This is a genomic window from Streptomyces sp. NPDC002403 (assembly GCF_053593015.1).
This window is the reverse complement of the sequence record NZ_JBSFBQ010000034.1, coordinates 24,275-44,369: the sequence shown is the minus strand read 5'-3', so window position 1 is coordinate 44,369 and position 20,095 is coordinate 24,275. Positions and strand designations below refer to the sequence as shown.

General features: G+C 70.9%; 21 protein-coding genes. 15 read left to right on the top strand and 6 right to left on the bottom strand.

Going from position 1 to position 20,095, the window contains the following annotated elements; all coding sequences use genetic code 11:
* The first annotated feature begins 214 nt into the window (after positions 1 to 214).
* Both ACWCPY_RS29675 and nudC read left to right on the top strand, forming a co-directional pair.
* Entirely contained in the window at positions 215 to 1,609 is a 1,395-nt protein-coding gene (locus tag ACWCPY_RS29675) for a dipeptidase (RefSeq protein ID WP_451270049.1), read from the top strand.
* A gap of 44 nt (positions 1,610 to 1,653) precedes the next feature.
* A complete protein-coding gene (nudC, locus tag ACWCPY_RS29670; RefSeq protein ID WP_329815897.1) occupies positions 1,654 to 2,601 on the top strand; it encodes an NAD(+) diphosphatase in 948 nt (315 codons plus the stop codon).
* Positions 2,602 to 2,676: 75 nt separating this feature from the next.
* Here the strand turns inward: nudC and ACWCPY_RS29665 are convergent, their stop codons facing one another.
* Positions 2,677 to 2,931 carry a mycoredoxin gene (locus ACWCPY_RS29665; RefSeq protein WP_451270047.1) on the bottom strand — a complete coding sequence of 85 codons (255 nt, stop codon included), beginning with the start codon at positions 2,929 to 2,931 and terminating at the stop codon, positions 2,677 to 2,679.
* Positions 2,932 to 3,170: 239 nt separating this feature from the next.
* Here ACWCPY_RS29665 and ACWCPY_RS29660 point away from each other — a divergent pair, with 239 nt between their 5' ends.
* The 5 genes from ACWCPY_RS29660 to ACWCPY_RS29640 all read left to right on the top strand — a co-directional run bounded on the left by ACWCPY_RS29660 (position 3,171) and on the right by ACWCPY_RS29640 (position 7,230).
* On the top strand, positions 3,171 to 5,423 hold the full coding sequence (locus tag ACWCPY_RS29660) for an ATP-dependent DNA helicase UvrD2 (RefSeq protein WP_451270045.1): 2,253 nt from the start codon (positions 3,171 to 3,173) through the stop codon (positions 5,421 to 5,423).
* 165 nt (positions 5,424 to 5,588) lie between these two features.
* A complete protein-coding gene (locus ACWCPY_RS29655) occupies positions 5,589 to 5,924 on the top strand; it encodes a hypothetical protein (protein ID WP_451270043.1) in 336 nt (111 codons plus the stop codon).
* A 173-nt stretch (positions 5,925 to 6,097) separates the two neighbouring features.
* Entirely contained in the window at positions 6,098 to 6,466 is a 369-nt protein-coding gene (locus ACWCPY_RS29650) for a WhiB family transcriptional regulator (protein WP_093549938.1), read from the top strand.
* A gap of 32 nt (positions 6,467 to 6,498) precedes the next feature.
* Positions 6,499 to 6,822 carry a hypothetical protein gene (locus ACWCPY_RS29645; RefSeq protein ID WP_451270112.1) on the top strand — a complete coding sequence of 108 codons (324 nt, stop codon included), beginning with the start codon at positions 6,499 to 6,501 and terminating at the stop codon, positions 6,820 to 6,822.
* A gap of 192 nt (positions 6,823 to 7,014) precedes the next feature.
* Entirely contained in the window at positions 7,015 to 7,230 is a 216-nt protein-coding gene (locus ACWCPY_RS29640) for a hypothetical protein (protein ID WP_451270041.1), read from the top strand.
* Positions 7,231 to 7,286: 56 nt separating this feature from the next.
* On the opposite strand, the gene ACWCPY_RS29635 is transcribed toward ACWCPY_RS29640, so the two are convergent.
* Positions 7,287 to 8,681, bottom strand: a complete 1,395-nt coding sequence (locus ACWCPY_RS29635) for an ABC1 kinase family protein (protein WP_451270039.1) — start codon at positions 8,679 to 8,681, stop codon at positions 7,287 to 7,289.
* Between the two features lie 41 nt (positions 8,682 to 8,722).
* On the bottom strand, positions 8,723 to 9,868 hold the full coding sequence (locus ACWCPY_RS29630; protein WP_451270037.1) for a ThiF family adenylyltransferase: 1,146 nt from the start codon (positions 9,866 to 9,868) through the stop codon (positions 8,723 to 8,725).
* A 218-nt stretch (positions 9,869 to 10,086) separates the two neighbouring features.
* On the opposite strand from ACWCPY_RS29630, the gene ACWCPY_RS29625 reads away from it, so the two are divergent.
* From ACWCPY_RS29625 to ACWCPY_RS29610, 4 genes are all read left to right on the top strand, one after another.
* Positions 10,087 to 10,710 (top strand): M48 metallopeptidase family protein, encoded by a 624-nt coding sequence (locus ACWCPY_RS29625; RefSeq protein ID WP_451270035.1) that lies wholly within the window; start codon positions 10,087 to 10,089, stop codon positions 10,708 to 10,710.
* Positions 10,711 to 10,817: 107 nt separating this feature from the next.
* Positions 10,818 to 12,470: a TerD family protein gene (locus ACWCPY_RS29620; RefSeq protein ID WP_451270033.1), complete on the top strand. Its 1,653-nt coding sequence runs from the start codon at positions 10,818 to 10,820 to the stop codon at positions 12,468 to 12,470.
* Between the two features lie 11 nt (positions 12,471 to 12,481).
* Entirely contained in the window at positions 12,482 to 13,162 is a 681-nt protein-coding gene (locus ACWCPY_RS29615; protein WP_329815906.1) for an AIM24 family protein, read from the top strand.
* Positions 13,163 to 13,181: 19 nt separating this feature from the next.
* On the top strand, positions 13,182 to 13,937 hold the full coding sequence (locus tag ACWCPY_RS29610; RefSeq protein WP_451270031.1) for an AIM24 family protein: 756 nt from the start codon (positions 13,182 to 13,184) through the stop codon (positions 13,935 to 13,937).
* A 76-nt stretch (positions 13,938 to 14,013) separates the two neighbouring features.
* On the opposite strand, the gene ACWCPY_RS29605 is transcribed toward ACWCPY_RS29610, so the two are convergent.
* Positions 14,014 to 14,562: an NUDIX hydrolase gene (locus tag ACWCPY_RS29605; protein ID WP_451270029.1), complete on the bottom strand. Its 549-nt coding sequence runs from the start codon at positions 14,560 to 14,562 to the stop codon at positions 14,014 to 14,016.
* Complete coding sequence (locus ACWCPY_RS29600) at positions 14,559 to 16,019, bottom strand: zinc-dependent metalloprotease (protein WP_451270027.1); 1,461 nt, start codon at positions 16,017 to 16,019, stop codon at positions 14,559 to 14,561. The genes ACWCPY_RS29605 and ACWCPY_RS29600 overlap by 4 nt, the downstream gene beginning before the upstream one ends.
* Before the next feature lie 193 nt (positions 16,020 to 16,212).
* Here ACWCPY_RS29600 and ACWCPY_RS29595 point away from each other — a divergent pair, with 193 nt between their 5' ends.
* From ACWCPY_RS29595 to ACWCPY_RS29580, 4 genes are all read left to right on the top strand, one after another.
* Complete coding sequence (locus ACWCPY_RS29595) at positions 16,213 to 17,355, top strand: SDR family oxidoreductase (protein ID WP_451270025.1); 1,143 nt, start codon at positions 16,213 to 16,215, stop codon at positions 17,353 to 17,355.
* Between the two features lie 115 nt (positions 17,356 to 17,470).
* Complete coding sequence (locus ACWCPY_RS29590; RefSeq protein WP_451270023.1) at positions 17,471 to 17,932, top strand: molybdenum cofactor biosynthesis protein MoaE; 462 nt, start codon at positions 17,471 to 17,473, stop codon at positions 17,930 to 17,932.
* Positions 17,933 to 18,060: 128 nt separating this feature from the next.
* Positions 18,061 to 18,231 (top strand): hypothetical protein, encoded by a 171-nt coding sequence (locus ACWCPY_RS29585; RefSeq protein WP_329815912.1) that lies wholly within the window; start codon positions 18,061 to 18,063, stop codon positions 18,229 to 18,231.
* 143 nt (positions 18,232 to 18,374) lie between these two features.
* Positions 18,375 to 19,463, top strand: a complete 1,089-nt coding sequence (locus ACWCPY_RS29580) for a YlbL family protein (protein ID WP_451270021.1) — start codon at positions 18,375 to 18,377, stop codon at positions 19,461 to 19,463.
* Positions 19,464 to 19,492: 29 nt separating this feature from the next.
* On the opposite strand, the gene ACWCPY_RS29575 is transcribed toward ACWCPY_RS29580, so the two are convergent.
* Complete coding sequence (locus ACWCPY_RS29575) at positions 19,493 to 20,053, bottom strand: PPA1309 family protein (protein WP_451270019.1); 561 nt, start codon at positions 20,051 to 20,053, stop codon at positions 19,493 to 19,495.
* Positions 20,054 to 20,095 lie beyond the last annotated feature (42 nt).

Sequence of the window (20,095 nt, the reverse complement as noted above, 5' to 3'; positions counted from 1 at the left end):
TCGTTCGGATCATGCCGGGCCCGCTCCCCGATCCGGCCCGATCCAAGCGGAAGACCCTGGTCCCTGTCGATCAGCGGCCGGTCGCGGGCGGTCGTGAACAGCCGCTGCTGCGCGGCGAGCTTCTCGCGACGGGCGGCGGTGGCGCGGGGCTCCGGGGAGGGCCCCGCACCGCTGGCGGGAAGACCCCGGCGGGCGAGGCACTAGGCTCAAGGCCATGAGCGACACCCCGGACAGCGCCGTCCGTACGTACACCGAGCAGCACCGCACAGCCTTCCTGGACGACCTCGCCGCCTGGCTGCGCATCCCGTCCGTATCCGCCCAGCCGGATCACGACGGGGACGTACGGCGCAGCGCCGAGTGGCTGTCCGCCAAGCTCGAGGAGACCGGCTTCCCGGTCACCGAGATCTGGGAGACGCCCGGCGCCCCCGCGGTCTTCGCCCACTGGCCGTCCGACGACCCGGACGCCCCGACCGTCCTCGTCTACGGCCACCACGACGTGCAGCCCGCCGCCCGCGAGGACGGCTGGGACACCGACCCGTTCGAGCCGGTGATCCGCGACGGCCGCATGTACGGGCGGGGCGCCGCCGACGACAAGGGGCAGGTGTTCTTCCACACACTCGGCGTCCGGGCCCACCTCGCCGCCACCGGCCGCACCGCCCCCGCCGTCAACCTCAAGCTCCTGATCGAGGGTGAGGAGGAGTCCGGCTCGCCGAACTTCCGCGCCCTGGCCGAGGAGCGGGCCGACCGGCTCGCCGCCGACGCCGTGATCGTCTCCGACACCGGCATGTGGGACGAGTCGACCCCCACGGTCTGCACCGGCATGCGCGGCCTCGCCGAGTGCGAGATCGAGCTGTACGGCCCCGAGCAGGACATCCACTCCGGTTCCTTCGGCGGCGCGGTCCCCAACCCGGCCACCGCCGTCGCCCGGCTCGTCGCCGCGCTCCACGACGCGGACGGCCGGGTAGCGATCCCCGGCTTCTACGACGGTGTCGCCGAACTCACCGACACCGAGCGCGCCCTCTTCGCCGAGCTGCCCTTCGACGAGGCCACCTGGCTGCGCACCGCCAAGTCCCGCGCGGCATCGGGCGAGGCCGGATACTCCACGCTGGAACGCGTCTGGGCCCGCCCCACCGCCGAGGTCAACGGCATCGGCGGCGGCTACCAGGGCGCCGGAAGCAAGACGATCATCCCGTCCTCCGCCCTGGTGAAGATCAGCTTCCGGCTGGTCGCGGGGCAGGACCCCGACCACGTCCAGCAGGTGGTCCGGGCCTGGGCCGAGGCACAGGTCCCGGCCGGTGTCGGGCACCGCATCACCTTCGCCCCGGCCACCCGCCCCTGCCTGACCCCGCTGGACCACCCCGCCCTGCAGGCCGTCGCCCGCGCCATGGGACGGGCCTTCGGCAAGAAGATCCTCTTCACCCGCGAAGGGGGCTCGGGACCCGCCGCCGACCTCCAGGACGTGCTGGGCGCGCCCGTCCTCTTCCTGGGCATCTCCGTACCGTCCGACGGCTGGCACGCCCCCGACGAGAAGGTCGAGCTGGACCTTCTGTTCAAGGGCGTGGAGACGACCGCGCACCTCTGGGGCGAGCTGGCCGCCGCACTCCGCTGAATCCTCTGAACACCCGATCCATCCCGGGGGAGTAGGAAGCACCTGTGAGCACCTTCGACAACGCCACCGCAGACCGGCCCATCGGTCTCACCGCGCCCAGCGGCATCGACCGCGCCGCGCACCACCGCCTCGACGAGGCATGGCTGTCCGCCGCGTGGAGCCACCCGACCACCCGTGTGTTCGTCGTCTCCGGCGGCCAGGTGCTGATCGACGACACCGCCGACGGCGGTACGGAGATCGTCATGACCCCGGCCTTCGAGGCCCCGGTCACCGAGACCCACCGCTACTTCCTCGGCACCGACGAGGACGGCGTCAGCTACTTCGCGCTCCAGAAGGACTCCCTGCCCGGCCGCATGGACCAGCCGGCCCGTCCCGCCGGCCTGCGCGAGGCCGGTCTGCTGCTCGGCCCGCGCGACGCGGGCCTGATGGTGCACGCGGTGGCCCTGGAGAACTGGCAGCGCCTGCACCGCTTCTGCTCCCGCTGCGGCGAGCGCACGGTCATCGCGGCGGCCGGTCACATCCGCCGCTGCCCGGCCTGCGGCGCCGAGCACTACCCGCGCACCGACCCCGCGGTGATCATGCTGGTGACCGACGACCAGGACCGCGCCCTGCTGGGCCGCCAGGTGCACTGGCCCGAGGGCCGCTTCTCGACGCTCGCGGGCTTCGTCGAGCCGGGGGAGTCGATCGAGCAGTCCGTGGTGCGCGAGGTGTTCGAGGAGGCGGGGGTCACGGTCGGCGAGGTCGAGTACGTCGCCAGCCAGCCCTGGCCGTTCCCGTCGAGCCTGATGCTCGGCTTCATGGCCCGGGCCACCTCGTCCGAGATCAATGTGGACGGCGAGGAGATCGAGGAGGCCCGCTGGTTCTCCCGCGAGGACCTGAAGGCCGCCTTCGAGTCGGGCGAGATCCTGCCCCCGTACGGCATCTCGATCGCGGCGCGTCTGATCGAGCTCTGGTACGGCAAGCCGCTCCCGAAGCCGGGCACCGTCGGCTGACCCCGGGCCGGTACGTGTAGGCCCCCTCCGGTCGAGCACCGGAGGGGGCCTACACGTATGGCTGGAGAGGCGGGATCAGGCGGCGAGCGCCTGCTTCACCTGCGCCAGGGACGGGTTCGTCATGACGGCTTCGACGCCCGTGGAGCCGACCACCAGGACGGTGGGAACGGTCTGGTTGCCCCCGTTGGCCTTCTCGACGAAGGCCGCGGACTGCGGGTCCTGCTCGATGTTGATCTCGTTGTACGCGATGCCCTCGCGGTCCATCTGGCTCTTGAGCCGACGGCAGTAGCCGCACCACGTGGTGCTGTACATCGTCACAGTGCCCGACATGTCTTCGCGCTCCTTGGTCTCGTCAGTCTTCTCAGACTCGTCTGTCGTATCCGTCTCATCCGTCACCCGGAGAAGCTGGACCGTGCGTCACCGCACGGAAAGGGAACGTACGCGAGGCAACCACCATTCCCGCAGCCGGGCCGGGGCGGCCGGGGCGATGGCGGGATCAGCCGGGCGCACGGGTCCGTGATCGGCCGGGCCGTATGAGCGGGATCAGCCGGGCCGTATTAGTACGACGGATGCGCTTCGCCTGTGGACAACTTCCGCGCCCGCCTCTTTCGACCTGGCAGCATGGCGGGGTGACAGCAGCAACGCATTCCTCCCTTTTCCCGCAGGTCCCCGAGTCGGCCGACGCCGTGCTCGACGGCCTGGACCCCGAGCAGCGCGAGGTCGCCACGGCCCTGCATGGCCCGGTGTGTGTGCTGGCCGGAGCCGGTACGGGCAAGACGCGTGCGATCACCCATCGCATCGCGTACGGGGTGCGCGCCGGGATACTCCAGCCCACGAGTGTGCTCGCCGTCACGTTCACCAACCGGGCCGCCGGCGAGATGCGCGGACGGCTGCGCCAGCTCGGAGCCGGAGGCGTCCAGGCACGGACGTTCCACTCCGCCGCCCTGCGCCAGCTCCAGTACTTCTGGCCGAAAGCGGTCGGCGGTGACCTGCCCCGGCTGCTGGAACGCAAGGTCCAGCTGGTCGCCGAGGCCGCCGCCCGCTGCCGCATCCGGCTCGACCGCAACGAGCTGCGGGACGTCACCGGCGAGATCGAGTGGTCCAAGGTCACCCAGACCGTGCCCGCCGACTACCCGGCCGTGGTCGCGAAGACCCAGCGCGACGCCCCGCGCGACCCGGCCGAGATCTCCCAGATCTACGCGACGTACGAGGAGCTGAAGCGCGACCGCTCGGTGATCGACTTCGAGGACGTGCTGCTGCTCACCGTCGCCATCCTCCAGGACCGCCACGACATCGCCGACCACGTCCGCCGCCAGTACCAGCACTTCGTCGTCGACGAGTACCAGGACGTGAGCCCGCTCCAGCAGCGGCTGCTCGACCTCTGGCTCGGCGACCGGGACACCCTGTGCGTCGTCGGCGACGCGAGCCAGACGATCTACTCCTTCACCGGAGCCACCCCCGACCACCTGCTGAACTTCCGCACCCGCCACCCCAACGCGACGGTGGTCAAGCTGGTCCGGGACTACCGCTCCACCCCCCAGGTCGTCCATCTGGCCAACGGACTGCTCGGCCAGGCCCGCGGCCGCGCCGCCGAGCACCGGCTCGAACTGGTCTCGCAGCGCGAGCCCGGCCCCGAGCCCGTCTACGCCGAGTACGCCGACGAGCCCTCGGAGGCCGAGGGCACCGCCCGCCGGATCCGCGATCTGATCGCCGCCGGGGTACCGGCCGGCGAGATCGCCGTGCTCTACCGGATCAACTCGCAGTCCGAGGTCTACGAGCAGGCCCTGGCCGACGCGGGCGTGCCGTACCAGCTGCGTGGCGCGGAGCGCTTCTTCGAGCGGGCGGAGGTGCGGGAGGCAGGAGTCGCCCTGCGAGGCGCCGCCCGCGCCGGGGGCAACGACTCCCTGCTCGACGACGCGGAGGGGCTGCCCGCGGAGGTGCGCGCGGTGCTCTCCACCAAGGGGTGGACCTCGGAGCCGCCCGCGGGCTCCGGGGCGGTGCGCGACCGCTGGGAATCCCTGGCCGCCCTGGTGCGGCTCGCCGAGGACTTCGAACGGGCCAGGCCGGGCGCGACGCTCTCCGACCTGGTGGCGGAGCTCGACGAGCGGGCCGCCGCCCAGCACGCCCCCACGGTCCAGGGCGTCACCCTCGCCTCGCTCCACTCGGCGAAGGGCCTGGAGTGGGACGCCGTGTTCCTGGTCGGCCTGACCGAGGGCATGATGCCGATCACCTACGCCAAGACCGACGAGCAGATCGAGGAGGAGCGCCGTCTGCTGTATGTCGGTGTCACCCGGGCCCGCCTCCACCTCTCGCTGTCGTGGTCGCTCTCCCGCTCGCCCGGCGGCCGCGCCGGTCGGCGCCCCAGCCGCTTCCTCAGCGGGCTGCGCCCGGGCTCGGCGCCGGTCGGCGCACGCGGCGCGGGCGGTGGCGGCGGGATCGAGCGTGGCCCGGAGCCGGTCGCCAAGCGCGGACGCCGGGGCCCTGCCCGGTGCCGGGTCTGCGGCAAGACCCTCACCGACGCCGGCGAGATGAAGCTGATGCGCTGCGAGGACTGCCCCTCCGACATGGACGAGGCGCTGTACGAGCGGCTGCGCGACTGGCGGGCGGTCAGGGCGAAGGAGATCGGTCAGCCCGCCTACTGCGTGTTCACGGACAAGACGCTGATGGCGATCGCCGAGGCCGCACCGGGCAGCGCGGGCGAACTGGCGGTGATCTCCGGGGTCGGCGCGCGGAAGCTGGGCCGGTTCGGGACTGCGGTTCTGGCCATTTGTGCAGGTGAGACGGTGGAAGAGGTGCTCCGTGAGGCTGCTGACGAAGTGTGAGAAAAACTCGTCGAAAAAATAGTTTGCGCCTGCCCCAGTCATCACCATAGGTTCTTAACCACGGGAACAGCGACTTCTCTGAAGCCCTGGCCCTGTGCTGTACTTATCCGAATACGTAGGACCGGCCCGCCGGTCCGCCCGAGACGCCGAGAGGAGGCGATTGAAGTGATCAGCATCATCGAGACCAACAAAATGACCGATCTTTCGGTCGTCTCCGCCTGCTCGCTCGGCCTCTCCTGCTCTTCCGAGTCCTCGCTCCGTGGCACCGGTCTGTCCGGCATCTCCGTCGCCGGCCCGCTGTCTTCGGCGAGCCTCCCCGTGCGGGAGCGCAATGAGCGACCGGCTCAGGCACCGGCAGCAGCAGTAGCGAAGGGACAGGCCCAGGCCTATGCCTTTGCGGCCGTCGGTGCGGGAGCGGAATCCGGCGCCAAGAAGCAGACGATGCAGCACCACACGATGTGGGCCTTCCGTGGGCCTGAACCCTGGAGTGATCCAGCCTGATCCACCATCAGGCCGGCGCCTTCAGGGCCGCGGAACCCCACTCGGGATCCGCGGCCCTTTTGTTTTGTCCCAACGGACGAGACAGCACGAAGGAGCCTCGGGACAAGCAACACCCGGTACCAGCCGCCACCCGGCCAACAGGCCGGAACGACCAGACGAGGACACCACCCACCGTGCAACTCGAAGCGCACGCCCCGTCCGTACCGCCTTCCGACACGATCCCGCCGCCCGGCCTCACGGAGGACTCCACCTTGATCCCCCTCACCGCGCTCACCGCGCTCGACGACGCCATCGAGAACCTCGGCGTGCCCGTCCCGTGCCGCTCCTACGACCCGGAGGTCTTCTTCGCGGAGTCGCCCGCAGACGTCGAGTACGCCAAGTCCCTCTGCCGCACCTGCCCGCTCGTCGAGGCCTGCCTCGCCGGCGCCAAGGAGCGTCGCGAGCCGTGGGGCGTCTGGGGCGGTGAGCTCTTCATCCAGGGCGTCGTCGTCGCTCGCAAGCGGCCGCGTGGCCGTCCGCGCAAGAACCCGGTCGCGGCGTGATCGCCGGACTGGGGGTCGCGGCCCCCAAACCCATGAAGCGCATCGGCACCATCGACCGTCCCCACACCCACGATCCCCGAAATCAGGCAGAAATGTCCGTCCCCACCAACGAGCCCGTCGGCTCCGCAACACCGAACGTCACGATCATCGGCGCGAACGACTCGCGTCAGAACAGGACCCGCGAGATGCAACTCATCCCAGAAGCCTTGGCTCGTGCTCATATGCACGACCGCATGAGGGAGGCCGACACGCAACGGCAGGCCGTACGCCTGGCCAACGCGCGCCGGATGCAGCGCCGGGCCGAGCGCGCCTCGATGCGCGCCCGCCGAGCGCTGGCCATGGCGGTCATGCACTAGTCAGGCCGAACACCAGCAGCACCCGCTGCCGGGCAGCCGCTCTGCCCGGCAGCGATCAGTACCCATAGTCAGTACCCCTTCCGCGGGGCCGGCCCGAACGGGCCGGCCCCGCGGTCGTGCTGTGCGGTGATGCTTCGTGGCGGCATTGTGTGGTGCCGCGCGGCCCGGCGGAGACGGAGTTATCGTCACGAGGTGGACGAGGAGACACAGCGCCGGATTCAGCAACCCGCGCAGAGCGACGCCGCGGTCGTCACCTGCGCCCTGTGCGGTACCTCCGCCGACGGTGAGGCCGCACCGCCGACCTGGATCTGCTCCGTGGAGAACGGCAGACACCAGTACTTCTGCGAGGAGTGCGCCCGCACCCACATCAGGGCGATCGAGAGCCGCCTCGACTCCGCCTGGTGGTGACCGCGGCGGTGCACCGCCGGGCAGGGCGGGAACGCCGTCGGCCGTGACGCCCCGGCCTATGCCCCGGCGGGCGCGTCGCCCGCCAACTCCTTCACCACCGCGCCCTGCTCGTCCTCCGGCAGAAATCCCGGCAGCCAGGATTCGAGCTCGTCGCGCAGCCGCACCGTCGCACCCAGCTGGCACAGCACCCCGATCGTGCTCAGCGTCACCCGGTGTATCAGCAGATACGCGGGCGGCAGATTCAGCTGCTTGCCGAGCTGGTGGGCGGGGGAGCGGGGATCCGCGATCCGTGCCGCCTGATTGCGCATCCAGCTCCGGGTGAAGGTGAACTCCTCCACCTGCGCCGGTTCGATGATCGGCAGGAGGTAGTCGAGCACCGCATCCGGGTCGAGGTCGATCGAGTCCTTGACGAACCCCTCCTCGCGCAGCAGCTCGTACACCGCATCCGCCTCGCCCGCCAGCGTCAGCCGCAGGGAGTCCCCGATGGTCTGCGGCAGACCGCCCGGCAGCCGGTCCACCGTCCCGAAGTCCAGCACTCCGAGCCGCCACCGCCCGGCGTCGCCGGCCTCCTCGACGGGCGGCAGCAGCCGGAAGTTGCCCGGATGCGGGTCCGCGTGCAGCAGACCGGTGCGCGCGGGCCCCGAGAAGAGGAACCGCGCCAGCAACTGGCCGGCCCGGTCCCGCTGCTCCGGCGTGCCCTCCGCGATCACCTCGGCCAGCGGAACACCGTCCATCCACTCCGTCACCAGCACCTGGTCGGACTGGTGCACCACACCGGGGATCACCACATCCGGGTCGTCCGCGAACTCCTCGGCGTGATCCCGCTGCGACCGGGCCTCCTGCTCGTAGTCCAGCTCCTCCGAGACCCGGTCGCGCAGTTCCGTGATGAGCGGTTTGATGTCCATTCCGGGAACCAACGGGCCGAGCAGGCGGGCGAATCTGCTGAGCTGGGTCAGATCGGAGAGCAGCGCCTGACCGGCACCCGGATACTGCACCTTCACCGCGACGATCCGCCCGTCGTGCCACACCGCCCGGTGCACCTGACCGATGGAGGCTGCGGCCGACGGCCTGTCCTCGAATTCGAGGAACAACTCCCGCCAGTCCTCGCCGAGCCGCTCCTCCAGCACCGCGTGAACGGTGTCGCTGGGCATGGGGGGCGCGGCTTCCTGAAGTTTGGTGAGCGCCGCCCGGTACGGTCCGGCGACCTCCTCGGGCAGCGCGGACTCGAAGACGGACAGAGCCTGACCGAGCTTCATCGCCCCGCCCTTCAACTCGCCCAGGACCTTGAACAGCTGGTCCGCGGTGCGCTGCTGCACCTCCCGGGCGACCAACTCCGCCGATCTCCCGCCGATCCGCTTGCCCAGACCCCACGTCGCCCGGCCTGCGAAGCCCAGAGGCAGGGCGGCCAGCTTGGCGGTACGGGTGACCGCTTTCCGGGGTAGATCAGACATGAGCCCCTCCAAATCCCAGACTGCCGTACCGCGTGCGGCGGTTACCCGGCCATTGTGTCCTGCCTCGTGCCGGCCCCGGAGGAGCGCTCCCTCCCAGTCTGCCCAGCCGCTCCGCAAGAACATTCGAGGTGCGGTCCCATTGGCTCGGACCGCCAGTCCAACAGCGGCAGTGCGGCCTCCCAACGGGTCCCGGTGCTCGCGGGCAGTTCCCCGTCCAGGAAGGACAGGGCGTGGGCGGCCGCCAGCCCTGCCACCGCCGTCGCCAGCCCCAGGTCACAGGCCTGCACGGCAGTCCGCCGCCCGGACCGCCACTGGGACAGCATCCTCGTCCAGTCCTCGTCCCGGTCGGCACGCTCCAGGGCCAGGCACCCGGCGCAGGCCGTACCCCCGGGCAGGACCAGCGGCCCGACGATTCCCGTCGCCTCCATCACTCCGGCGTAGAGGTGGGGGGTCCCCGAGGCGACCCACGGTTCGGCCGACCGCGGGTCGGGGGCGTACACCGACAAGCCGTCGCGAGGGGCCACCACGATCAGCGACAGTCCCGGCTCGCCGGCGCCCGGAGAGCCCGCCGTCTCCGCCGCCCGGGGAGCCGCGCCCGCGGCCGATCTGCGCACCAACTGCCGGGCGGCGGTGTCCCTGCGCTCGCCGACGGCCGTCGGCGGAAGGCCGCCGGGCGAGACGTCCCACGGCTCGGTGTGCCCACCGTCCAGAACTTCCACCCGGCCCACCCCGGACCCGGACAGCACCGCCGCGACAGCCGCGCCGACCCGGCCGGCGCCCCGCACCTGGACCCGCATCGCCCGACGCGCCGCCAGCCGCCGCATCCCCCCGCCCGGTTCGGGATGGACGACGGAGAGCGACGCCAGGTCGGGGCGGTGCCGGTCCAGGGCACCGGGCCGGTTCCGCAACGCATCGGTTTCCGGTCCGCCGGCCCTGATGTCGTCGATCAGTCCCGCGTCCGCCAATCGGCTCACCAGGGTGTTCACTTGATGATCCGACAGGTCCAGCGTGCGGGCCTCCTCGCGCAGCAGTGGCAGGCCGCGTGTTCCGTCGAGCAGTTCCAGAAAACTGCCCGTGGCGATATCCAGCGGGCCGAACTTCACCGCATGGGCGTGAGTCGCCCCGAATTGCACGGTGCCTCCGCTGCGCCACGCGCGGCGCAGTGCGGGCTTCAACATCGGATGCACGGCTACCCCCGGTCTGTGTTCCTTGATCACTGCGTGCGGGCCGCGGCCCTGATCTCCGCGCGACCCGTTGTCAGAATGCAGCCGGGCGCCGAAGCGTGCAGAAAGTTATCCACAGGCATGGGTATTAGTCGTTCAAATGGTGCATGCCGTGGAGTGGATCGGGTGTGAACCCTCCCGGAGGCGGGACTTCCCGCGCTGATACCGGGTAACGTCGTGGCGTGCCCGCCGACCCGTCACCCGGATTCGCCGGGGAGACCCCCGTGCGCAGCGCCGGAACCCAGCAGCGCGGCGCGGTGGACCGTCCGCCCCGCGCCCCGGCGACGAGCGCGGTCGAGGTCCGCCGGAGCAACCGCCGCAGCAGAACGGTCTCCGCGTACCGGGAGGGCGACCGCACCATCGTGCTCATCCCGGCCCGGATGTCGGAGGCCGAGGAGCGGCGCTGGGTCGGCGTGATGCTCGACAAGCTCGCGGCACAGGAGAGCAAACGCGTCCTGGGCGACAGCGAACTCGCCGCGCGGGCCGAACGGTTGTCCGCCCAGTACTTCGGGGGCCGGGCCCGGCCGGCGTCGGTGCGATGGGTGACCAACCAGAACACCCGATGGGGATCCTGCACCCCGGCGGAGGGCAGCATCCGTCTGTCGCACAGGCTGCAGGGCATGCCCGAGTACGTCGTCGACTACGTACTGGTCCATGAGCTGGCGCACCTGCTCGTGCCCGGTCACGGTCCTCGCTTCTGGCGGCTGCTGGAGGCGTATCCCCGTACCGAGCGGGCCCGCGGATACCTGGAGGGCGTGGTGGCGGCCGACCGGCTGCCCCAGCTGCCCGCCGCCCGCGGTGAGTGACGTCCGCAGATTCTGTACCGGGTGTGTACCGACTTAGCTCGATGTCGGCGTTTGCGGTTAGCCTGACGCGACGCATTCACATTCGGGATGGGGGACGGTCGTTACGCATGGCCAGGGAATTCCAACGCGGCCACAAGGCCAAGATCAGTGATCTCACGGCGGGGACGGATCTGTACGTAGGCGTGCAGATCGCCGGTCCGGGACTGACCTTCGACATCAGCTGCTTCGGCCTCGACGCCAATGAGCAGCTCTCCGACGACCGGTATTTCATCTTCTTCAATCAGCCTAAATCGCCCGAGGAGTCCATTCAGCTTCTCGGCGCCCAGGCCGGCGACACCGAGTCGTTCCGCGTCACCCTGGACCGCATTCCGGCGAACATCCACAAGCTGTCCTTCACCGCGACGGTCGACGGCGTCGGGCAGATGTCCCAGATCGGTCCCGGATACATCAGGATCGTCGCAGGCGGCGAGGAAGTCGTCAGGTACGCCTTCAACGGTTCGGAGTTCACCACCGAACGTGCGGTGATGCTGGGCGACTTCTATCTGAAGGACGTCTGGCGGTTCGCCGCGGTCGGCCAGGGCTTCGACGGCGGCCTCGAAGCGCTGCTGAAGAACTTCGGCGGCGAGGTCGCCGAGGAGGAGCCCGCCGCACCCCAGCCGCAGGCCGCGGCCCCGTCGTTCGCCCCTCCCGCCGGCGCGCCCGCGCCCGCCCCGTCCTTCGGGGCCCCGGCCGCACCGCAGGCGCCTCAGGCCCCGCAGCCCGCCCCGTCCTTCGGCGCTCCGGCCGCCCCCGCCCCCGCCCCGGCCCCCACGCCGCAGCAGCAGCTGCACGCCGCGCCGACGATGGCCGCGCCGCTGGCGCCCCACGGCGGCATGGTGCCGCCGCCCGCCCCCGCCCCGGCCCCGTACGGACAGCCGGGCCAGCCGCCTCAGCCGCAGTTCGGCCAGGTCCCCGGCCAGGCGCCCCCGCCCGCCCCGTACGGCCAGCAGCCGCCCGGCCCGTACGGTCAGCAGACCCCGGCCCCCTACGGTCAGCAGCCTCCCGGCATGCAGCCGCCCGGTGTGCCCCAGGGCGTACCGCAGAGTGTGCCGCAGGCCGGTGCCGGTCTCCAGGCGGCGCTCCAGCCGTACAAGGAGACGGCCACCGGTCAGCGCTGGACCCCGCAGAACCAGCAGCTCATGCGGGTCGACCTCACCATGGGCGGCACGTCCGTGCTCGCCCGCCAGGGCAGCATGGTGATGTACCAGGGCAAGGTCGACTTCGGCTACAAGGGCGCCGGTTTCGCCGGCCGCATCGTCGGCAACGCCACCGGCCAGGAGATGCAGCTGATGCGCTGCAGCGGCCGCGGACAGGTCTTCCTCGCCGAGGACGGCTCACATCTGCACGCCATCGAGTTGCAGGGCGACGGCATCTGCGTCTCCGCGGAGAACGTCCTCGCCTTCGACGAGTCGTTGCAGTACGAGGTCCGCAGGATCGAGGGCCACGGCATCCCCGGCGGCGCCCTGTTCACCATGCAGTTCCAGGGCACCGGCACGGTCGTAGTCAAGACCCACGGCGTCCCCGTCGTCCTGCCCGTCACGCCGACCACCTTCGCCGACTGCAACGCCGTCGTCGCCTGGTCGGCCGCGTCCCAGGTGATCATCTCCAGCCAGGTCCGGCTGCGCCGCAACGCTTACCCGGGACACAGCGGGGAGACCGTGAACCTCCAGTTCCGGGGAGCCCCCGGCAACTTCATCGTCGTCCAGCCCTACGAGGTCTGAGGGAGCCCGTCATGAACCAGCAGCTCGCGGGCTACGCCCCGACCCCCGTCACGGCCCGTATGGAGAACCACGGCCGCACGATGCTCAAGGTCGCCATGGCCACCGGCCAGGACCTCTACGCACGTACCGGCTCGATGGTCGCGTACGAGGGCTTCATCCAGTACGAACCCAACCCGCCCGCCGTCCGGCAGATCGCCTCCCAGTGGATCACCGGCGAGGGCACACCGATCATGAAGTGCTCCGGCGACGGACTGCTCTACCTCGCCGACTACGGCGCCGATGTGGTCGTCATCAACCTCAACAACGACTCCCTCTCGGTCAACGGCACCAACGTCCTCGCCTTCGACGGTCATCTCACCTGGGGCGTGGAGCGGGTCAAGGGCCTCGCCAAGTTCGCGGGCCAGGGCCTGTGGAACGTCTGCATCTCGGGCACCGGCTGGGTCGCCATCACCTCGCGCGGCACACCGATCGTCGTCGACTGCGGACGCGGCGAGGACGAGACGTACGTCGACCCGGACGCGCTCGTGGCCTGGTCCCCGAACCTCAAGGTGAAGGGCAAGCGCAGCTTCAAGGCGTCCTCGCTCATCGGGCGGGGCAGCGGCGAGGCCTACCAGATGGCTTTCTCCGGCCAGGGCATCGTCGTCGTGCAGCCGAGCGAGGACAGTACGGACCGCCTGCGGGTCCGGAACTGACGGGGAGGAGAGACACACCATGCAGAGTCAGCTTTTCAGCTACACGGAACAGCAGTCCCAGGACCGGTACACCGTTCAGAACCCGCAGCTCCTGCGGGTCTCGCTGACCGGCCACGACGACGTCCTCGCCCGCAAGGGCGCCATGGTCGCGTACCAGGGCCTGATGGAGTTCGACGGCGAGTACCAGTCGCACGGGCAGCGCAGCGCCCGCGCGCACACCGGCGAGGGCCTCGAACTGATGCGCTGCTCCGGGCAGGGCACCGTCTTCTTCGCCAATCTGGCGCAGTACATCCATGTCGTGGACGTCGACCACGACGGCATCACCGTGGACAGCGCCTACGTCCTGGCGCTGGACTCCTCGCTGCACACCGAGGTCATCGCGGTGGACAGCCAGTACGGCATCTCGGGCACCGGGAAGTACCAGCTCAACATCTCCGGCACCGGCAAGGTCGCCCTGATGACCTCGGGCCAGCCGCTGATGATGCAGGTGACACCGGACAAGTACGTCAACGCCGACGCCGACGCGATCGTCGCCTGGTCCAGCTCGCTGCGGGTGCAGATGCAGGCCCAGACGCACTCCTCGGGCGTCTGGCGGCGGCGCGGGAACACCGGCGAGGGCTGGGAGCTCAGCTTCCTGGGCCAGGGCTTCGCCCTGGTCCAGCCGAGCGAGGTACTGCCCCCGCAGAACCACGACATCGGCCAGGGCGTCCGGGCCCAGTACGGCATGGGCCAGCACGGCGCCCACGGCCAGAACCAGAACAACTCCTGGAACTGAGCCACGGCGCACCAGTACGCAGAACATGGGTGAGGGGCGGTCTCCGCGGAGACCGCCCCTCACCCATGGCGCTCCTCTACCGGAGCTCCTCCAGCGCGGCGCGGGCGCGCTCCGTGAGCCGTACGACCGATGTATCGGCCACCGAGGCGACCTCGTCGTACGCGAACCAGCGCAGGTCCAGCGACTCGTCGCTGATCTGCTCCGTCGCACCCGAGGGCGCCAGTGCCACGTACTGCACATCCAGATGCCAGTGGCAGGGCGCGGGGATCGTGTGGCGGTCCAGCGTCACCGGGCCGCCCGCGAGCAGGGTCAGGCCGGTGACGCCGGACTCCTCGGTCGCTTCCCGCAGCGCCGCGGCGGCGAGCGAGGCATCCTGCGGCTCGCAGTGCCCGCCCATCTGCAGCCACATCCGCAGCTTGCGGTGGAGGGTGAGCAGGACCCGGCCGCGCTCGGGGTCGACGACCAGCGCGCTGGCCGTCAGGTGGCCCGCTTCGCAGGCCTTCCACATGCCGTCGGGATGCCGGGCCAGATGGTCGAGATAGACCTGCCGCAGCTCGTCCTGGCCCGGGTCCGCCGGGTTCTCGTACCCCTTCAGTACGAGAACGGCTTCGTCGTGAAGGCTCACCGGTCGGTGTCGCCCTTGCCGTCGTCCTCGCGGCCCCCGGCCTCCCCGGTGCCGGGCGAGTCCTTGCCGTCCGCCTCCGCGGCGGGCTTCTGCGGGCCCTTGGCCGCCTCGCCGAGCATCTTGTCCAGCTCGGAGAAGTCCAGCTGCTCGTGGTGCACGAAGCCGTCCGGATCGTCCAGGTCGTGGGCCGTCGGCAGCATGTCGGGGTGCTCCCACAGGGCGTCGCGCCCGTCGAGACCGCGCGCGTCGGTGAGGGACGCCCACAGGCGCGAGGCGTCGCGCAGCCGCCGGGGGCGCAGCTGGAGGCCGATGAGCGTGGCGAAGGTCTGCTCGGCCGGACCGCCGGAGGCGCGGCGCCTGCGCATCGTCTCGCGCAGCGCGTCCGCCGAGGTCAGACGGGACTTCGCGGCCTCGTGGACCACGGCGTCCACCCAGCCCTCGACCAGCGCGAGCGCGGTCTCCAGCCGGGCCAGGGCGGCCTTCTGCTCGGGCGTGTCCTCCGGCTGGAACATGCCCTGCTGAAGGGCGTCCTGGAGCTGCTCGGGCTGGGACGGGTCGAACTGACCGACCACGTCCTCCAGCTTGCTGGTGTCGACCTTGATGCCGCGCGCATACCCCTCGACGGCGCCGAACAGGTGTGAGCGCAGCCACGGGACATGGGCGAAGAGACGCTGGTGCGCGGCCTCGCGCAGCGCGAGATACAGCCGCACCTCGTCCTGCGGCACGCTGAGGTCCTTGCCGAACCGCTCCACGTTCAGCGGCAGCAGCGCGGCCTTGCCCGCGGGGCCCAGCGGCAGGCCGATGTCGGTCGAACCGACCACCTCGCCCGCCAGCACGCCGACGGCCTGCCCGATCTGCTGGCCGAACATCGCGCCGCCCATGGACCGCATCATGCCGATCAGCGGGCCGGCCATCGCCTGCATCTCCTCGGGCAGCACGTCGCCCATGGCGAGACCGACGCGCTCCGCCACCGGGTCGACCAGCTTCTGCCACGCCGGCAGGGAGGCCTCGACCCACTCCGCACGGCTCCACGCCACGGTGGAGACCGAACCGGAGGGCAGCGACGTCACGCCGTCCAGCCAGAGGTCGGCGAGACGCAGCGCCTCGTCGACCGCGGAACGCTCGGTCGGGCCCACGCTGGCGTCCTTCGTGCCGTCCGGCGTGCCCTGCGAGACCGTCTGGCGGGCGATCTGCTTGGCCATGTCCCAGTTCACGGGACCGCCCTCGTAGCTCAGCATCTGGCCGAGCTGCTGGAAGGCGGCGCCCAGGTCATTGGGGTTCATCGAGCCGAACATCGCCGCGAACGGGTTGTCCCCGCCCGCGCCGGGCCCGAAGCCGAACGGGTTCGCCGGCCCGCCCGAGCCCTGCCCACCTCCGGTGGGGTCCTTCTTCTTGCCCTCGTCGCCGTTGTCCGGCTCCTCCGGCGGAAGGCCGAATCCGAATGGGGTGTCACTCACGGGGTTTCCTCGGCTCGTAGGGCCGCCGGCTCGAACCGACGGCGACTGCCCGACATCACCATCCAGCGTAGACACCAAAAGCCCGCGCAGGGCCTCAGTGCTCCGCCGGCTCCCGGCCTGCGGCAGGATGGACGCCACCTGGTACGCACGCGTCATTCGGGTACGTACTGAAGACAACCGCTGGAGACGCCCGGTGAGTTCCCCAGATCCTCAGGTTCGCGCAGCGCGAAACCTGTCCGACCCCTCGACCGAGAACAAACCAGAAAAGAAACGCTCCCGGAGCCGTGGCCCCGTCGTAGCGGTCACCGGAGCCGCCGGCGGCGTGGGCGAGCTGCTCACCGCCCGCCTCGCGGCATCCGAGGAGATCAAGCAGGTCATCGCCATCGACGAACGCCGCGGAGAGGTCTCCGAGGCGACCTGGCACATCCTCGACGTCCGCGATCCCGCCATCGCGGAGAAGCTGCGCGGCGCAGATGTCGTGGTGCATCTCGCCCTCGATCTCGACCTGGAGACCGACCCCGCCGCCCGCACCGCGTACAACGTGCGCGGCACCCAGACCGTGCTGACGGCCGCCGCGGCCGTCGGCGTCCACCGGGTCGTGCTGTGCACTTCGGCGATGGTCTACGGGGCGCTGCCGGACAACGACATCCCGCTCGCCGAGGACGCCGAACTGCGCGCCACGGCCGAGGCCACCGGCGTCGGTGACCTCCTGGAGATCGAACGGCTGGGCCGCCGGGCGCCCCGTGCCCACCCCGGACTCAATGTGACCGTGGTCCGGCCCACCGTCCTGGTCGGTGGTACGGACACCGCGCTGACCCGCTACTTCGAGTCGCCGCGCCTCCTGGTCGTCGCCGGATCGCGTCCGACCTGGCAGTTCTGCCACGTCGACGACCTGGTCACGGCCCTGGAGTACGCCGCGCTCGAAAAGATCGACGGTGAGTTCGCGGTCGGCTGCGACGGCTGGCTGGAGCAGGAGGAGGTCGAGGAGCTCAGCGGCGTCCGCCGGATGGAGCTGCCCTCCGCCGTGGCCCTGGGCGCCGCCGCCCGGCTGCACCGGATCGGCCTCACCCCGTCCCCGGCGGGCGATCTGGCGTACACGATGCACCCCTGGGTGGTCAGCGTGAGCCGGCTGCACGACGTGGGGTGGCGCCCGGGGTGGACCAACGAGGAAGTGCTCGCCGCCCTCCTCGAAGAGGTCGAGGGCCGGCACACCGTCGCGGGACGCCGCCTCGGCCGCAAGGACGCCACCGCGGCGGGTGCCGCCGGTGCGACCGTGGCACTGCTCGGCACCGCCGCCCTGGTCCGCCGCGCCCGCAAGGCCCGCCGCCGTATCTGAGAGCCGCCCCGGACCTCCTCCCACGGACTTCTGTAGAAGGCTCCAAGGTCAGGGGCGGCCCGCCGGTGGAAAGAGCTATTCCGCGTCGTCGGTGCCGTACGGCACCATGGGCCCCATGGCACCCATCAACGACCACCCCGGCGAGCAGGCGGCGGGCGACCCCGTCCGGCTGCTGGAGATCCGCGACACCCCGCTGTCGGTCGACGAGATCTTCCGGGCCGTCGGGGACGACGCCGCGGGCGGCACGGCGCTCTTCGTCGGCACGGTGCGCAACCACGACGGCGGCCAGGACGTCGACGCTCTCGGGTACTCCTGCCACCCCTCGGCGCAGGAGGAGATGCGCCGGGTGGCCGAGAAGGTCGTCGCCGACTTCCCGGTCCGGGCACTGGCCGCGGTCCACCGGGTGGGTGACCTCCGAGTGGGCGACATCGCCGTGGTCGTCGCCGTCTCCTGCCCGCACCGCGCCGAGGCGTTCGCGGCCTGCCGCAAGCTCATCGACGACCTCAAGCACGAGGTCCCGATCTGGAAGCACCAGCGCTTCTCGGACGGCGCCGAGGAATGGGTCGGCGCCTGCTGAGCGCAAGTCGGCCAGGAGGCCGTTCGGCCCGATTTGCGTAACCCCACCCCTGCTGTGAGCGTTGATTCGCCAGACGGTTAATCTGCTGATCGGTCAGTTGCGGTCGCTCATGGGGTAGGGAGGTCGTAATGGCGGCACTTGCCTGGTTGCTGATTCCGCTTTTCGCTGCGCTCGGCGCTGCGATATGGGGAAGCTGGGCCACCCGTAATCGAACGACCGGCGATGTCACCGAACTCGCCGGCTATGCCAGGTTCCGTGAGGCGATGGAGAAGTCGGACTCCGGTTCCGATGTCGTCTGACGTTTCATCGCGCGTACGCAGTCGCCAATCCGGATCTCGGCTCCGGCCGCCGACGCCGTCCGGCCCGTCCCGCGCCCGGTTCCCCGCCCCGTACGGACCGGCCCCGACGGTGCACTGACAGGCCCTTCCCGTACTGTCGTTCCATGCCACGCCGCACCGCGACGATGCTCGCCTCCACCCTGATCCTCATCGCGCTGCTCTGCGCAGGCGTGCTCATCCCCGTGCCGTATGCGGAGATGTCCCCCGGCCCGACCGTGAACACCCTGGGCAAGGTCGGCGGCGAACCCGTCCTGCAGATTTCGGGGCACAAGACGTACCCGACGTCCGGCAACCTCAATATGACGACGGTCAGGGTCACCGGCGCCGACTACCGCATGAATCTCGTCGAGTCCGTCTACGGCTGGCTGGCCCACGACAGCGTGGTCGTGCCGCACGACACGCTCTACCCCGACGGCAAGACCGAGCAGGAGTCGACGCAGGAGAACGCCGAGGAGTTCAGCCAGTCCCAGGAGAGCGCCAAGGTCGCGGCGCTGACCGAACTGGGCATCCCGGTGACGTCGCGCGTCGTGGTCTCGACGGTCGTCAAGGGCAGCCCCGCCCAGGGCAAGCTGCACGCGGGCGACGTGATCAAGCAGGTCGACGGCACCCCCGTCAAGCAGCCCGAGGACGTCGCGAAGCTCGTCACCCGCCACGACCCCGGCGAGAAGGTCACGTTCACGGTCATCCCGGCCCGCACGGCCCAGGCCGCCGAGAAGGCCGGCAAGGAGCCCGAGGGCAGCCGGAAGATCGTCATCACCACGGCGAAGGCGCCCAAGGAGAACCGCGCGATCGTCGGCATCCAGGCCGGGACCGACCACACGTTCCCGTTCCGGATCGACATCAAGCTCGCCGACGTCGGCGGCCCCAGCGCCGGTCTGATGTTCTCGCTGGGCATCATCGACAAGCTGACGCCCGGCAAGCTCACGGGCGGCAAGTTCATCGCGGGTACCGGCACGATCGACGACAAGGGCAAGGTCGGTCCGATCGGCGGCATCAACATGAAGCTGGTCGGCGCGCGCAACGCCGGCGCCAGGTACTTCCTGACACCGGACGAGAACTGCAGGGCCGCCGCCTCCGACACCCCGAGCGGACTCACGCTGGTGAAGGTGAAGACGATCGACGACGCGAAGAAGTCGCTGGAGAAGATCCGGGTGGGGGACACGGCCGGGCTGCCGAGCTGCTCGGCAGGCTGACCGTGCCCCCGCGGGGGGACGCGGCGGGGTCAGGCCTCGAAGGTCGCGGTCAGCGCGTCGGCCAGCCCGGGCACCAGACCGGCGCCGGTGCGCACCTCGCTCGGGGTGTCCTTCGCGCGAAGCCGTACGGCCGACTCACGCGTACCGTCCCGCAGGACCGCCACGGTCATCCGCACCTCCTGGCGCTCCGGGTGCTTGGCGACCCACTTGGTCAGCTGCGCGTCGTCGAGCCCCTCGGGCACCGAGGCCTCGGCGGACGGCGGCAGCATCAGCCGCTCCACCGTCAGCGCGCACCCGATCACGGCGTCGGGCCAGGCGATCGTGGCGAGGAACTCGTCCAGGGCGGTCCCCGGCGGCAGCTCGTCCTGCTCGATGGGGGTCAGTGAGGCGGACGGGGAATCGGCGCTGTCCAGGCCGAGCTGGGCGGCGAGGCCGGGCTCCTGGACCCGGAGCTTGGCGGTGTCGACCAGGGCGAAGAGCCGGGCCGGCTGGTCCCAGCCGAGGCCGGAGATGTACTCGTCGATTTCGAGCACGGCGACGGTGAGCGGGCTCGCGGCCATCGGAGGGCCTGAGGGGGAAACGTTGGGCATGGGCAATATCCTGCCTCCTTCCGCCCCGGGAACGGGAACTAG